Source organism: Thermostichus sp. MS-CIW-30, from assembly GCF_054058015.1.
In genome coordinates this window covers 1-14,871 of sequence record NZ_JBSRZW010000045.1, presented here as the reverse complement: position 1 = coordinate 14,871, position 14,871 = coordinate 1, and the positions used below count along the sequence as shown (strand labels likewise).

The following is a 14,871-nucleotide window of genomic DNA, read 5'->3' as shown; positions in this document are numbered from 1 at the left end:
ACCAGCCTAGAGGTTCGGGCCTGTTTTGTTCTCTGGTAGGGCAGAGCAGGCTCAGGGCTACTGAAAGCCCGCTCCGTACCGCTTAGCGGTCGGAGTCGGGTAGTTTACCCAAATTCCTGTTCGATGATCCGCCATCGGGCAGTGATCACGCCTGGATCTAGGCTGAGGCGGCTGACGACAAGTTCTAGGGCCTGGTCGTCGCGGGTCTGGGTGACTAGCTCTGCTTCGACTTTGACCAGATCGGGCTTGTCCTCCAGGTCTTCGCTGTAGAGGGCACGCAGTTTGAGATGGGTGGGAGCTATACCCTGCAGGAGCAAGGCGCGGATGTGGGCCTCTGCTTGGCTTTTGCAGACAAATGAACACTCATAGACCAGTTCCAGTTCTGTGCCCTTTAGGGGCTGCTGGTTGATGCGGTAGCCCAGCGGACGCAGCACAACGTTGGAGATCAACACAGCTGCGGCCCCAATGGCAGCTTGGGGAATGTACCCCGATCCGGCAAAGGCTCCCACCGCGGCTGCACACCAGATGGTGGCGGCAGTGTTCAGGCCACGGACGCTGGCTCCTTCCTTGAGGATCACGCCACCGGCCAAAAAGCCAATCCCCGATACCACTTGGGCCGCAATACGGGTCGGGCTGCTTTCATCAGGGGTGAGAACCGAGAGCATGACAAACAAAGCTGCACCCGTGGCCACCAAGGTGTTGGTGCGTAAGCCGGCCATGCGCTGCCGCCACTGTCGCTCCAGGCCAATGAGGGATCCCAGGACAAAGGCAACGGCCAAACGCAAGGTGAAGTCAATCCAGGTCATGCTCCGGTTCTCGTGAAAGGATAAAGTTTAGCCATCCTCATCTGGGATCCCAAGGGCAGTGGCTTCCTGTTGCAAGGTTTGCCAGAGGGCTTCCAGTTGAGCAAAGGCGGATTCTGGGGCCAGCTTACCACCTGTTTCTAAAGCACAGGTTATGCCCACCCGATAGGCATACTGCTGCAGCCGTGACCGAAATTGAGCAGCAGCCAAGGGAGATAGAACTTTCAAGGTCATGGCACACCTCCTAAATGTTTGCTGTAACCCTTCGTTGGTCAAAGGACACCTCGTAAAAGTGCTCTGCGCCGCCGTCGCGATGGCCTTGTGGCGAGACTCTGAAAGGCTGATTTCTCAAGAAGGGCTGGATTATTCGTTCCTGGAACGCGCTTTGCCGGTGAGGTGCCCCCTGGATCCAGCGCCGGCGCAGCCCTAGAGCCCCACTTCAACCCCGACTAGCCAAGCCACCAGGGTGAAATACACCCAGAGGCCGGTGAAGTCTTTAATGGTGGTGATAAAAGGATCCGCTCCCGGAGCGTGGTCAAAGCCCAGCTTTAACATCACCCAGGGCAAAATGGCGCCCAAGATAGCCCCCAAAGTGAGGACAATGGCCAGAGCCAAGCCCACCGCTAGACCCAATTGTGGGATCCCATTCGGTGCCCCCTGCCAGAAGTAGGCAATCACCCCAGCCGTGGCCCCCAGGATCAGACCGATAATGCCACCAATGCTGGCTTCCCGCAGCAAATAGGGGAGAAACTGCCGCACGTTGATGTGGCCCCAAGCCAAGCCACGGGCAAAGATGGTCGTAGATTGGGTACCGACATTACCGCCCATATCCATGACCAAGGGGATGAAAATAGCCGCTGCCGTCACTGCTTGCAACACTTCCTCAAAGGTTTGGATCACTCCCCCCACCAACATGCCGCCAATCAAGGTGACGATTAAAAACGTGATGCGCAGGCGGACGGCATACCAACGGGCGCCTTTAACCAGGCGCTCGCTCCAAACCTTGTCTCGGCTGAGCAAGCTGCCCACCCCTGCTTGGGCCAGAGCGGCGTCGGTGGCTTCTTCTTCCACCAAGTTGATGACATCTTCAAAGGTGATATCTCCCACCAAGCGCCCTTCCGTATCCACCACCGGAATAGCCGGCAAGCCCGAATCCTTGAGCAAACGAGCTGCCTGGAGATCCCGGTCGGTAACCCGAGCAAAAGTATCCGATCCCTCAATCAGCTCCCGAATGGGCAAATCCGGATCTGCTTTCACGAGGCGCACGGTGCGAACCAAACCTTTGTAGAACCGCTGATCGTCCACCACAAAAATCACATCCAGCTCATCGTCTCCCAGTTGAGAGTCCCGCACGCTGGCCAGAGCAGCCCCGACGGTGAGGGTATCTCGTACCGACAAGTAGCGCAGGTTCATCAGCCGACCGGCACTGCGCTCTGGATAACCCAGCAAGATATTCACTGCTTCCCGAGCTTCTGGGCTGAGGTTGGCAATGAGGCGCTTGGTTACTTTGGCCGGCAACTCCTCAAACAGACGCACCCGCTCATCCGGAGGTAAGGCTTCTACCAGCCGGATCACTTCTGGGCTTTCCATGCTGCGAATGAGATCGGCCTGCTCTTCGGGCCGCAGATACTCAAACACTGCAATGGCTTTGTCTTTTTCCAGCAAGCGGAAAGCCAAAACCCGCTGCCGAGGTGAAATCTCCATCAACTGCTGCACCAGCTCGGCAATGGGAGCGCGGTTGGCCTCTCGCTTGGCGGCTTCCAAGGAAGCAGGGGTTAGGAGATCGCGAAGAATGTTGTGCCGCATGATAAACCTCCGAACGTTGGGGTCAGCCGGGATGAAGAGAACCAGGAGGTCAACAGCCAACCGGTGCTCCGAGGCTCACAGGGAAGCCCTGAAACCCTTGGATGGCCGCGCAGCAAGCCGTAGGTCTAGCGCCAGGCCTCCAAGCCCAGCTTGGATCGCAAGCGCCCAAGCCAATAAAAGGGACTCCAAGGGATCCCCAGGCCTGCGGAAACCCCAAAACCCACAACGGGAAAGTCAAGGGGAATCCCCTCGGAATTACTCCTGATCTCCCCTTTTCTGAACAGGGCTGCACAAACCCATTGCTCAGGTAAGGCTCTGCTCAGCTCATCTGTTCGTCGCCGACTGAGAGAGCCACCCAAGTCAAAAGCTAGCTGGGAAAACTCTCCCACCCCTTCGCGTTGGCGAAACGGGATCCTCTCAAGCGACGACAGAAGCTGTCAGCGGGGAAAAGGAAGACACCAGTAAGAGCCCAATCTTCAAGAACGTGCTCCTCGAAGACCATCCACTGGTGGCTGGCGCTACGACTACCGGAAGCGTCCATGCTGTTGAACGTTTTCCTCCAAAAAGGTTAACCGAAACAACCCGGACAGCCAGAAGAGGATCTCTTCAGCTCCCTTTAGGCTAGTTGCAGGAGTGGGATCCCGTCAACCCTTTTTCTCCAGCTCATCCGGTGAAAAATTGGTGGGGCAGCTGGAGGGGTAAGATCGGGGTGAGCAGCAATAGCCCCCTTGTGGTTCCTCTCGTCTCGACATTGCCCTCAGCCTGACTCAGCAGAGTCTACATCTCGGTGGCTTGCGACCTTGAGCAACCCACGCCCTTCGCCGCCTCTGTTTTGTTAGTGGTTTTTGTTAGTGGTTTGTTGGTGGCCTTGCTTCAATGAGCTGCGCTTCCCATCTCCTACAGGTGCCGATGTCCTTGAGCTTATGGCCTCCCTTCCCCTCATTGCCGTGATCTTGGGCACACGGCCCGAAGCCATTAAGCTGGCCCCGGTGATTCAAGCCCTGCGTGCCAGTCCCCATCTGCGCACCGAGCTGATCTTGACCGGACAACACCGGGAAATGGTGGATCAGGTGATGCGGCTATTCGGTCTGCAAGCGGATCGGGATCTGGCGATCATGCGCCCCCGCCAAAGCTTGACGGACATCACCGAAGCCACCTTGCGGGGCCTAGAACTCTACTTTCAAGAGCAACATCCTCAACTGGTTTTGGTGCAGGGAGATACCACCACCGCCTTCGCTGCCGCCTTGGCAGCTTTTTACCACCGGATCCCGGTTGGGCATGTGGAAGCCGGACTGCGCACCGATGATCTCTACAATCCTTTCCCCGAAGAGGTCAATCGCCGCCTGATCTCCCAGTTGGCCAGCCTGCACTTTGCCCCTACCCCCCAAGCCGTTGACAACCTGAAGCGAAGCCACGTGGTGGGATCCATCCATTGCACCGGCAACACTGTCATCGACGCCCTACTGCAAGTGGCCTCCCAAGGGATCCCCTGCCCCATCCCCGGCCTGGACTGGCAGCGCTACCGTGTTCTGTTGGTTACCGTGCACCGACGCGAAAATTGGGGGGATCCGCTAACCGCCATCGGCAAGGCTCTGCTGCAGATCTTGGCCGAGTTTCCCGATACCGCCCTTCTCTTGCCCCTCCATCCCAACCCTGTGGTGCGGGATCCCCTGCAGACCCTGTTGGGATCCCATGAGCGGGCTTTTCTCACTGAGCCTCTGGACTATCCCCTCTGGGTGAGCGCCATGCAGCGCTGTACCCTCATCCTCAGCGACTCCGGCGGCATTCAAGAAGAGGCCCCTGCCCTGGGCAAACCGGTGCTGGTGCTGCGGCAGACCACCGAACGTCCTGAAGCGATTGCTGCCGGCACCGCCCGCCTGGTAGGCACACACCCCGAAAAGATCCTGAAGGCAGCCCGAGAATTGCTCACAGACCCACAAGCCTATGCCCGCATGGCCCAAGCCCAAAACCCCTTTGGCGATGGCACTGCCGCCCGGCAAATTCGCCACATCATCGAGCGGTGGTTTAACCCGCAAAGCCCTCGAGAAGAACAAAGTTAAGAATTAAAAGTTAAGAATTAAATAAGAATCAAAGATGTATAGACCGTTACCGGGAAAACCGTTTCTTTACCTATTGCTCTCAGTAAGACAATTAAGATAGAAAGCCTGACTCCAATCCAATTGACCCCAGTCCAATCAAGAGCGAGGATGCAAACCATGAGCACGACTGCAACTGCCACCACCGTTGTCCGGGTGCCGATTGTGGATGCCACCCCAGAAAATGTGCAACCCTTCGGCCAACTTATAGGGGACGATGTGGCCAATCCTGGGCTGGGGATCCCCTTTTATCAGGGGCGTGTCCTGGAAGGACAAAACATCGACTTTCAATACACCGGTAGAGCCGTTATCCGTACGGCTAAGATCCTGCCCGGATATCCACCTGTGCTCTGGCTGGAGCGCCACATGCGTATGACCCAGTTGTTTGTCGGCCTGGGGCAAGAGCCGTTCATCATGGTGATGGCTCCTCCCAACCATCCCAAAGAAGCTCCCGATCTCGACAAAGTACAAGCCCTACGATTCCCTGCCGGGCATGGGCTGCTGCTGCACCTCGGCACGTGGCACGATTTCCCCATTGCCTGCGAGCGCCCCGTTGTGGTGCTAACCGCCAACTCCGAAGAAGTGGTGGAAGCCCTGGCCAGCATGAAAGGTGCCCAGGAAATGAATCAGGGGGATGTATTCAAAATTTCCCTCCCCCAACGGCTAAAAGCGGAGATCCACCTAGAGCTGGTGTAAACTACCCGACATCAACCGCTAGGCGGTACGGAGCGGGCTTTTAGTAGCCCTGCAGTTGGCAAGCCAACCACGAGCCTCTGGGGTGGTTTACAGCACCCCCAATCGACCGTTACCAGTGCCTTAAACAACCGTTTCTGGTGTCCGCAGCATTATTATAGCATTCCTCCCGACATCGACCCTACGGGTACAGTGCGGGGCTCCTGCAATTTCTAGCTGAATGCAAGTCCGGATCCCTGAATCTCTACAGGATGCCAAAGCCTCAGTTCTACAAAGTGGCGCTCTATCAGCCTTTGGCTGGATAGGGAACTCTTCGCCTTAACTGGGCCTTAACTAGGGCCAGACTCTTGTACCGAAACCTCCCTTTGGACCCTTCTTCCCCTGCAAGGGTCTAAGTATTCGAGAACACCTATTCTTACACACAAAAGCTTCGAGACAAGTTCAGAGAGAAATGCCTCTAGGCAAGAAAGGCTACCTGAGATTCTGCCGACAGGCGTCTTTAGGAGGGCCGTATTCAGCGGGAAGATTCACAAACGTCGGCAGCGTTGGCATCTGGAGGGAGTTGCTCTATATTAAATCAGCTAGCATATTCGATATTTGCCAGAATTTAAGTTATTGTGAGAGCTGACATGCCATCCAATTGGTCAGACATCCATCCTCTCAATCCTGGGCAAGGGTTGGGTTCAGCCCAGTCTGCGCCTTCCCATTGGAATGAGCGCCACAGGGGAGAAGGCTCTCATGCCGAGTATGAGAGGAACGGATCTCAGACCAGAGCGGCGGATCGTCCAGAGGAGATCATGCCGAGCAATGCAGCAAAGATTAAGGTTGTAGGCGTGGGGGGTGGGGGTGGCAACGCGGTCAGTCGGATGGCGGCCAGCAACCTTGTGGGCGTCGAGTTTTGGAGCGTCAACACCGATGCGCAGGCCCTTGCCCAGTCCTCGGCAGTGAACCGCTTGCAAATTGGGCAGAAGCTGACTCGAGGCTTGGGTGCAGGTGGTAACCCGGCCATTGGCCAGAAAGCGGCAGAAGAATCCAGCGAAGAAATATCGGCAGCCATCAAAGGGGCAGATCTGGTCTTCATTGCCGCCGGCATGGGGGGAGGCACGGGCACGGGTGGAGCACCCGTCATCGCCCAAATTGCCAAAGCCAGTGGTGCCCTGACGGTGGGAGTGGTGACACGGCCTTTTTCCTTTGAGGGCAAACGCCGCAGCAAGCAGGCCGAGGAAGGGATCCAAGCGCTGCGGGAGGCAGTTGATACCCTGATTGTAATTCCCAATGACAAGTTGCTTTCGGTGATCTCCGAGCAAACCCCTGTCCAAGAGGCTTTTCGCGTTGCTGATGATGTGCTGCGGCAGGGGGTGCAGGGCATCTCGGATATCATTCTCATTCCCGGCATGATCAATGTGGATTTTGCCGATGTGCGCAGCGTGATGGCCGATGCCGGCTCTGCCTTGATGGGAATTGGCATGGGATCCGGCAAGTCCCGCGCCCGCGAAGCCGCCATTACCGCTGTATCTTCGCCGCTTTTGGAAACCTCCATCGAAGGGGCTAAAGGTGTCCTCTTCAACATTACCGGTGGGCCGGATTTGTCCTTGCATGAGGTCACGGTGGCTGCCGAGATCATCGCCGAGGCAGTGGATCCCGAGGCCAACATCATCTTCGGCACCGTCCAAGACGAGCGCATGCAGGGGGAAGTGCGCATCACGGTCATCGCCACCGGTTTCCAAGAGAAAGCCCGTCCAGCCGCCATCCCTGCTGCAACCAAAGTTTCTGCCTCCAACAAGTCGGGGGTTCCCAAGCCCACTCCCACGGGCTCTGGGCTGCCGCCTCGACAGCCTCCGGAGCCTGAGCCGCCGATGTCTGGAGGCTTAGATATTCCCGAGTTCTTGCGCCGCCGACGGCCCCCTTCGTAGGGTAGGGTGGAGGTATGCTGGTATCTTGGTGCCGGTTGTCAAGGGTGGGGAGTGCTTTGGGGTTAGGCCATGAACATTGTTGTCTTGGCGGGGGGGCGTTCGGCAGAACGTCAAGTCTCTTGGGTAACGGGTAAAGCCTGCAAACGGGCTTTGGAGGACCTGGGCCATCGGGTCAAGGTAATCGACCCAGAGGAGGATCTGCCTCTGCGCCTTTGGCAGGAACGGCAAGCCGGCTGCGACTTCGTTTGGATTGCCTTGCATGGCCCCGGTGGCGAGGATGGGGTGGTACAGGGAATGCTGGACTGGCTGGGCCTGCCCTACCAGGGATCCGGGCCGCTGGCCAGTGCTCTGGCCATGGATAAGCTGGTCTCCAAGCAGATCTTTCGCGCCGCGGGGATCCCTACCCCCGATTGGCAGGTTTGGGACGACCAAAGCCCCCTCACTTGGGCCGACTGTGCGGCAGAGTTGGGATCCCCACTGGTGGTTAAGCCCAGCAACAACGGCTCGACGGTGGGCATCAGCATTGTCCGGGATGAGAGGTCATTTGCTCAGGGGCTGGAGTTGGCCCGCTCGGTCTCGTCGCGGATTTTTCTGGAGCGCTATGTTCCCGGAAAGGAGATCACCCTCTCGATCTTGTCCGGCCAAGTTCTTCCGGCCATTGAGATCATCCCCGCCCAAGGCGACTTCTACGACTACGAAGCCAAGTACGCACCCGGTGGCTCGCGGCATTTGATCCCCTGTTCCCTCAGCCCGGCAGGGTTGGCCCGCTGTGAGGCTGCAGGTCTGAAGGCCTACCAGGCGTTGGGGTGCGAAGGCTTGGCGCGGGTGGATCTGCGGGTGGATCCCGAGGAAAATCCTTGGGTGTTGGAGGTGAATACACTGCCCGGCATGACCCCCACTTCCCTCTGTCCCGATGCGGCGGCAGCTCTGGGGTGGACGTTCACCGAGTTGGTGGAGCGAATGCTGCAGGATGCCTTGCAAAAAGCCCAATTGACCGGATCCCGGCACCCTCAAAGTTCATCGGCGACTCTCGGCAACGCTCCGTAAACTACCCGACCCTGACTGCTTCGCAGTACAGGGCGGGCTTTCGGTAGCCCTGCAGTTGGCAAGCCAACCACGAACCTCTAGGCTGGTTTACGACAGCCCCCAAAAGCGCAATCACATTCGCACCATTCAAATCCGCATCCCCTTCCCATCCACAGTGTCCACACTTAAACTTCTTTCCACTGCGATAGGATTGCGCAGGGTCGGGATGAATGTGCAAACACCGGTGGCAGGTCTGCGACGTGTAGGCAGGCGGAACAAGAATCAGAGCAACCCCCGCACGCAGAGCCTTGTACTCCAAAAATTGACGGAGTTGATAAAACGCCCAACTGTTGGCCCTGCGCCGTTCAGTTTTACTGCGGGGTTGTTGGTTGATGCGCTCCCGGATCCCTGTCAGGTCTTCCAGGGCAATAGCGCTGTTTGTCGCCTTTGCCCTAGAGACAATAGCTTTGGAGATGCGATGATTGACCCACGCCTGAAAGCGCCTCTCCTTGCCAGACAGCCGTTGCAACAGTTCTCTGCATCTGCGCCGCGAACTGCGTGTGCCCTTACTGGCTTTGCGTTGGAGTGCCGCCCTCAGCTTGGAGTAGTGGTCTCGGATTCGATTCAACTGCTGTCCATTCCAGTTATCCCCTTCTGACGTATGAGCAATATCCGTCCTTCCCAAATCCACCCCCAGCACTCTATCCGTGCCTTGCGGTGGGGATGGCTCCGTTTCCACACAGATCTGAATAGAGTAGGAGCCGTCTTTACGCTTGACCAGAGTGGCAGATTTGGGATTGGAGCCCGCCAGCCGTTCTCTCTGGTAGCGGCCAATCGCCAGCTCAAAGCGCTCCCGACCCTCCACCGTGGTCAGCGACACCGTCCAGTCTTTCTCGCGGAACGAAAAGATACGAGCGTCGTAGGTAGCGAAGCCACCCTTGAACGCTTTGACGGGGCGGTTTTTCTGTTGGGCAACTTTACGGGCGCCGGCCAGCCGCCTGCAGACCTGCTGAGCCAAGTTACTGGACAAGCCGAACCGGGCACGGATTTCGCGGTAGCACAGAGACTGGAGCTTAACGGCGTTGGCGACTTTCTCCGGCGTGTTCTGGTTGACCCAGTTCAAGGCTTGGCCAAAAGCCTCCAAAGTCGCGTCCAATTTGGCGGCCTGCGACTGGGACACCTTGAGCTTGCAGGAGACGGTCAGGACTTGGGTCATGGTTCTATCATAACTTCCGCATTCCTCCCGACACTGACCCTACGGGTACAGTGCGGGGCTCCTGCGATTTCTAGCTGAGGCTTTTCCTAAGACAAGAGCCTCTACCCCAGGTTTTTGCTCTCTCAGAGAAGGGCAACCAGCAAAAGAACTACCCCAGCTCCGACAATCAGTACAGCTCCCCCCAGCCACACCCAGGAGATGCGGGATCCGCGGCCTTTGTCGGTTTTCCCGACAGGATTCTCCGGCGCGGGTTCAGGCTTTGAGTTGACCGAATCTGGGGCAACAACTGTTAGATCCTGCAACAAGAAGTCGCCTTTTTTTTCCAACAGAACCGTGGTTTCTTCTGAGGCCAGCAGCGGGTTCAACAAGGGGGCCGTTTGCTCCCACTCGTATTCGGAATGTCCCGACTCACGCCCGTACACCGTGACCTGCTCCAAGCCGGGCAAGCCCAACGCCCTGAGCTCCGCCTGCACCCGTTCCATGAGATGGGGGTAGTCCACTCGGGCCGAGGAGGATCGATTCAGAAGAACGTGTAGATGACCTTGGCGGCGTTTGACCGCGATTTTGACCGGGGCAGCCAACCGAGCCTGCAACGCTTGGGCAATCTCAGCTTCGGTCATGGGGCAACATCCAAGGCATGCGAGTTAATTCTAATACAATCCTAGGGCAACGATGCAGAGGGCTACGGGGGCTCGGGGTAGAATGGGATGCGCGTTGGCGAAGAAAAGCAGAGCGTTCATCTTTTTCTCTCGCCGGATCCCTAGCTGGAAGTTCTATGCAAGAGAAAACCATTGTCCGCGATTACTTCAACTCCGTTGGCTTCGAGCGCTGGCGGCGCATCTATGGTGAAGAAGAAGTCAATTTCGTCCAAAAAGACATCCGCCTTGGCCATGCCCGCACGGTAGAGACGGTGTTGCAGTGGTTGGGGGATCCCTCGGGTTTACGCATTTGTGATGCCGGATGCGGGGTGGGCAGCCTCAGTTTGCCCTTGGCCACCAGAGGGGCGCAGGTGTTCGCCAGCGACATCTCGGAACAAATGGTGAACGAAGCACGCCGCCGCCAGCAAATGGAGCTGGGATCCACAGACAACCCCCAATTTTGGGTCTCGGATCTGGAGGAATTGACAGGGGAATACGATGTCGTCATCTGCCTCGATGTGATGATCCACTACCCTGAAGCCGAGGCCCTGCGCATGCTAAAGCACCTGACCCGCCTGGCTCGGTCCCGCCTGATCTTCAGTTTTGCCCCCAAAACCCCCTGGCTGACGCTGCTGAAGAAAGTGGGAGAGTTCTTCCCCGGCCCCAGCAAAACCACCCGCGCCTATCAACACCGAGAGGCGACCTTGGTGAGCCAATTAACCGAATGGGGCTGGAAAGTGCAGCAGCGACAAACCATTCGCAGCCGCTTCTACTTTGCTTGGCTGCTCGATCTGGTTCGCTGAACCTGCCGCCCACTGGATACCTTCTGTCGGAATGTTCGCCTGAGGTGGTGATCTCCCAGATTTCCAGACGCCAGGAAGCGATCTCGAGCCAGCAGTATGGCCATGCTGGTTTGCCTCAGCCCAAGGGGTCAGCCGAGGTTATCCAGTTGCTCCAGCAAATCGGGATCTGCCAGCTTTTGTAGGGCAAGCCGCGCGTCATCCCGCACCCCCCAATCGGGATCGCGACTGGCGCTGGTCAGCAATTGCCTTGTTAGCATCGTGTAAACAATGGGATCCTCGAGAGCCAGTTTCACCTGTTGCCCCAGGATCCCTAAGCTCCAGGCACAGTTGCCGCGTACCGCTGCGATTGGATCTTGAGCCAAGCCCCGGCAGAGAGCTGCGACCACCTCATCCAATGCCGGGCCAGGCAACGCCTGCGCCTGGGCCAGTTGTCCGAGAGCACTGGCAGCCCACAATCGCACTGCCGCGATATCCCCGGCCAACACTTCCAGCAACACCGGGTACGCCCGCGGATCCTTGGCATTGCCCAACGCCCACACCAAGCCTTTGCGCACATAGCCGTTCCAATCCCAGCGCAAGCCCTCGATCAGCACCTCCACCTCAGCGGGATCCGGATTCCGACCTAGGGCATAGGCTGCTCCCACCCGCACCAACGGGCAGGGATCCCGGACTAGGGCCAGCAGGGGTTTAACGGCGCGGGGTTCTTCGATCTCACAGAAGGCGCGGGCCGCCTGCATCCGCAAATAGGGATCCGGATCCTGCAACCGCTGCAGCATCAGCTCCACATCCACCTCCGGCGGTGAGTGAGGTGGCAGCTCGTCTAGGGGCTCAAGGGGGGAAAAAGCGTCTTCTTGCATGAAAGGGTGCCCAGGTGTTGGCGGAGGGGGCGAGCGCAAAACTCTCCCTTCCCCACGACAAAAGCCAGAGCAACAACAGCCGAACCAGCAGCAGAGTTGCTGCCTATCATAAACCGCCGGGATCCTCTGCCTGATCTGCTCTTTCCGGTTGGGATCCCGGCACCCTAAGCAAGTCCGCTCCTTCCAACACCCGCGCCGAGCGGATCACATCTCCCACCTGGATGCGCTCCACCCACTCCATCCCCTCGGTGACGTAGCCGAACACGGCATAGCGCCCGTCCAAAATCGGCAGAGCAGAGAGGGTGATGTAAAACTGGGAAGAGGCTGAGTCAAGTGGGCTAGAACGGGCCATGGCCACCGCCCCCAAACGATGGGGCAAGAGCAACTTACTCAGAGCAGCGGGATCCTGGATCAAGGTGTTGTAGCGGGGGTAGGGTTCCCCACGCAGCTGAATTTCCAGGGGGATGGTGCGCAGGCGGTTGCTCCCCGGCTCTGTTGCACCCCCTGTACCGTCACCACGGGGATCCCCACCCTGCACCACAAAAGGCTGCGGATCCTTTTCCACCCGATGGAAGGTGAGGCCATTGTAAAAGCCCCGCTGAACCAAATCCACGAACTGGCCGCCGGTCAGGGGTGCCGCTTCCCCGTGGATCGCCAAGATCACCTTGCCTACCCCCTCAGCAGTTTGCACCTCCATCTCCACCACTGCCTTCCCTTGCAGTTGCGGGCGGCTAGCATAGGCCGCCGGGATCCCAGAGGGGGATTCTGAGAGGGGGGGTGTACTGCGACAAGCCAACAGCCCGAGACAGAGGTATCCCAGAACTAAGCCCACTCCCACTCTGCAGCGGCTCATTCGCCCCAGCTTGGCGAATTTCATCTGCCCCTTCTCCTTCAATCCAATCTCCCACCCTCCAGGCGCTGCTCAACCCAGCAGGGATCCCTATCCAGGTGATTCAGATCCGCTGCGACAGCCCCAACTGCAAGGTAACGCTTTGAGCACCATTGCTCACCCTCACACCGTAGGGGCTGATGGAGGTAACCCGCCACTCTGCTTTCACCGCATGGCCAACAGCCACCTGACGTACTACGTTGTCGATCAAGATCAGAGCCTTGGGGGCACCTGGATCGTGGATCAATCCCACCAGCTTCATCTGCGGCACAGGCTGGGGTGGGATCCGCGCTGGCACCGGAGGCGCAGGTACCCTGGGGGGAGAGGGAAGACCAGCCCCTCTTGAAGCAAGAGGAGCGGCAACAGTCGGCGGTTTTGCCGGTTCGACCAAGACAGCCTTTGCAGAATCCTCAGGTGGAGCTTTGGGGTTTTCATCCACATCAGCAGCAGTGGGAAGCAAGGGCTCCTGGTGAGCATCGGAATGGGAAGAATTGGGTGCCTCAGCCAAGGGATCCCGAGTGGCCTGCGAAAAAACCACCGCCCGCGGGCGCAGGGTCATCCAAAAAGCCAGCCCTGCCACCAAGGTAGCGGCCAAAGCCATACCCAGCAGTAATCCTCCGGCAGCAGAGAAGCGCCGGGAAGGCAGTGGGGGCCGTGTGCCGAGGTAAGGATATTCGCCGGCTTCTGACAGCCCCTCTTCCAAGCTGTTCTCCAAATCCTCGAACAGCTCATCCAACAGAGAATCTGCCTGCTTGACTTGGCCAGACCATGCCCAAGGGGAACGACGGCCTCTGCCCGCTGAAGCATCTAACCCGGACATACAACCTCCCTAGCCTGAGCGGCGGGGATCCCGAGGAGTTGAGACACTCAGCCAACAGTTGCCGTCTATCGCCCAAAGGCTCTCAAAGGAGCCGCATTTCCGGGTACTCGGTCAACAGCGCCTCTGCCGACAGGGTGTCTCCCTCCAACTGCGGCGTCCACAGCACTTCGATGGCCACAATCCGATCTGCCGGAATCGAAGCCAGCTGCAACAGGCACTGCCGCAGATCCGCCGTGGAGTTAACTACAGGTAGTGTACCCAAGTTACCACGATACGCAACCAGTAGAGTTACCAGCAGGTACTCGCCAACATCTGGGATCCCAGCAGCAGATCGCTGCAGCGCCGCTTGGGAGACTTGTTGGATCTGGTTGTTGCGGTTGCTGAGGCTTTCGACGCTGAACTTGCTCCGTTCTTGTAAAGAGGCTTGATAGAACAGGGATTCGGCGCGGGAGAGGGGCAGCTTCTCCGCTTGGGCATGGCCATAGGCCCAGTAGTCGCTGTAGCGCATCAAGCCAAGGGTGACCTCTTGCAACAGTTGGCTCAGCCCTTCTGGCGACTGAGTATCCGCCTCCAGAGCCAGGGCGTTCATGTCTTTCTGCAGTTGCCGAGCGCTGGCCAGCAGTCCCACTTTTACCTGCGCAACAGTTACCTGGGGATCGCGAACCCCAATGCTATCGTCCCCTTCTTCGGATCTGATCCCCGAGCGCAGCGTCTGCACCAAAAAGCTACCTGCCCCAACCAAGAGCAGCAGCGTCAGCAGGCCGCCACCCCCCCCTCCCCAGAAAAAGGGCACCAGCAGCGGAAAACCAAAGCCGCCTCCATAGCTGGGGTAGACAGGAGCTGAGTAGTGCGGGCCAATCGAGCGGGGGGCAGAGAACGTCGGAGACCGGAAAGATCCGCCGCCAATGCGACCGCCACTGCGTGCCCAAACAGCGCCTATGGGAGCCAGGGCCAAGGTCAAGGCCAGGGCAATGGCCAGCAGAGGCCGGCAGACGCGACCGATTCGTTTCAGCATGATCACAATGTTTTCGTCCATCACGGGGCTAGTCTTTCTTAATTCTACGCTTTCTCGTTGGCGGGAATAGGGGCGGAAACCGATCCCCCACCCGGCCATCTCACTTGTTCAATTCTTCTGTGTTGATTCTTTGTGTACTGAGCCGGCCAATGACCGTCAACCAATCGAGGCAGAGCCATGCTACGGTCTGGAAGGTTGCCAGGAGGAGCATGACTCTAGTCAATAATAAGCTCAACTATACTGAAAATAATGTATAATATGTTCAGTACGGATTACTACCAGTTGATCTTTCTGTT

At 58.1% G+C, this 14,871-nt stretch carries 14 protein-coding genes; 5 read left to right on the top strand and 9 right to left on the bottom strand.

Going from position 1 to position 14,871, the window contains the following annotated elements; genetic code table 11:
- Positions 1-104 precede the first annotated feature (104 nt).
- From ACVWXW_RS13905 to mgtE, 3 genes are all read right to left on the bottom strand, one after another.
- Entirely contained in the window at positions 105-806 is a 702-nt protein-coding gene (locus ACVWXW_RS13905; RefSeq protein WP_457404302.1) for an MgtC/SapB family protein, read from the bottom strand.
- A 27-nt stretch (positions 807-833) separates the two neighbouring features.
- Complete coding sequence (locus ACVWXW_RS13900; RefSeq protein WP_238376758.1) at positions 834-1,037, bottom strand: DUF7219 family protein; 204 nt, start codon at positions 1,035-1,037, stop codon at positions 834-836.
- A gap of 192 nt (positions 1,038-1,229) precedes the next feature.
- Positions 1,230-2,609 (bottom strand): magnesium transporter, encoded by a 1,380-nt coding sequence (mgtE, locus tag ACVWXW_RS13895; RefSeq protein ID WP_457404299.1) that lies wholly within the window; start codon positions 2,607-2,609, stop codon positions 1,230-1,232.
- 923 nt (positions 2,610-3,532) lie between these two features.
- On the opposite strand from mgtE, the gene wecB reads away from it, so the two are divergent.
- The 4 genes from wecB (at position 3,533) to ACVWXW_RS13875 (ending at position 8,358) form a co-directional block, all read left to right on the top strand.
- Positions 3,533-4,669 carry a non-hydrolyzing UDP-N-acetylglucosamine 2-epimerase gene (gene wecB / locus ACVWXW_RS13890; RefSeq protein WP_457404298.1) on the top strand — a complete coding sequence of 379 codons (1,137 nt, stop codon included), beginning with the start codon at positions 3,533-3,535 and terminating at the stop codon, positions 4,667-4,669.
- A gap of 156 nt (positions 4,670-4,825) precedes the next feature.
- On the top strand, positions 4,826-5,401 hold the full coding sequence (locus tag ACVWXW_RS13885) for an ureidoglycolate lyase (protein ID WP_457404296.1): 576 nt from the start codon (positions 4,826-4,828) through the stop codon (positions 5,399-5,401).
- 626 nt (positions 5,402-6,027) lie between these two features.
- Positions 6,028-7,311, top strand: a complete 1,284-nt coding sequence (gene ftsZ / locus ACVWXW_RS13880) for a cell division protein FtsZ (RefSeq protein WP_457404294.1) — start codon at positions 6,028-6,030, stop codon at positions 7,309-7,311.
- Positions 7,312-7,380: 69 nt separating this feature from the next.
- Positions 7,381-8,358, top strand: a complete 978-nt coding sequence (locus tag ACVWXW_RS13875; protein WP_457404292.1) for a D-alanine--D-alanine ligase family protein — start codon at positions 7,381-7,383, stop codon at positions 8,356-8,358.
- 1 nt (position 8,359) lies between these two features.
- Here the strand turns inward: ACVWXW_RS13875 and ACVWXW_RS13870 are convergent, their stop codons facing one another.
- Together ACVWXW_RS13870 and ACVWXW_RS13865 are read right to left on the bottom strand one after the other, a co-directional pair.
- Complete coding sequence (locus tag ACVWXW_RS13870; protein WP_457404290.1) at positions 8,360-9,553, bottom strand: RNA-guided endonuclease InsQ/TnpB family protein; 1,194 nt, start codon at positions 9,551-9,553, stop codon at positions 8,360-8,362.
- A gap of 122 nt (positions 9,554-9,675) precedes the next feature.
- A complete protein-coding gene (locus ACVWXW_RS13865) occupies positions 9,676-10,173 on the bottom strand; it encodes a hypothetical protein (RefSeq protein WP_457404288.1) in 498 nt (165 codons plus the stop codon).
- Between the two features lie 155 nt (positions 10,174-10,328).
- On the opposite strand from ACVWXW_RS13865, the gene bchM reads away from it, so the two are divergent.
- A complete protein-coding gene (gene bchM, locus ACVWXW_RS13860) occupies positions 10,329-10,994 on the top strand; it encodes a magnesium protoporphyrin IX methyltransferase (protein WP_457404286.1) in 666 nt (221 codons plus the stop codon).
- Positions 10,995-11,122: 128 nt separating this feature from the next.
- On the opposite strand, the gene ACVWXW_RS13855 is transcribed toward bchM, so the two are convergent.
- The 4 genes from ACVWXW_RS13855 to ACVWXW_RS13840 form a co-directional block, all read right to left on the bottom strand.
- Positions 11,123-11,851: a HEAT repeat domain-containing protein gene (locus tag ACVWXW_RS13855; RefSeq protein ID WP_457404284.1), complete on the bottom strand. Its 729-nt coding sequence runs from the start codon at positions 11,849-11,851 to the stop codon at positions 11,123-11,125.
- Positions 11,852-11,957: 106 nt separating this feature from the next.
- Positions 11,958-12,728, bottom strand: coding sequence for a peptidylprolyl isomerase (locus tag ACVWXW_RS13850; RefSeq protein ID WP_457404283.1), 771 nt, complete (start codon positions 12,726-12,728; stop codon positions 11,958-11,960).
- 76 nt (positions 12,729-12,804) lie between these two features.
- Positions 12,805-13,560, bottom strand: coding sequence for a hypothetical protein (locus ACVWXW_RS13845; protein ID WP_457404281.1), 756 nt, complete (start codon positions 13,558-13,560; stop codon positions 12,805-12,807).
- An 82-nt stretch (positions 13,561-13,642) separates the two neighbouring features.
- Complete coding sequence (locus tag ACVWXW_RS13840) at positions 13,643-14,596, bottom strand: DUF1517 domain-containing protein (RefSeq protein ID WP_457404279.1); 954 nt, start codon at positions 14,594-14,596, stop codon at positions 13,643-13,645.
- Positions 14,597-14,871: the final 275 nt, after the last annotated feature.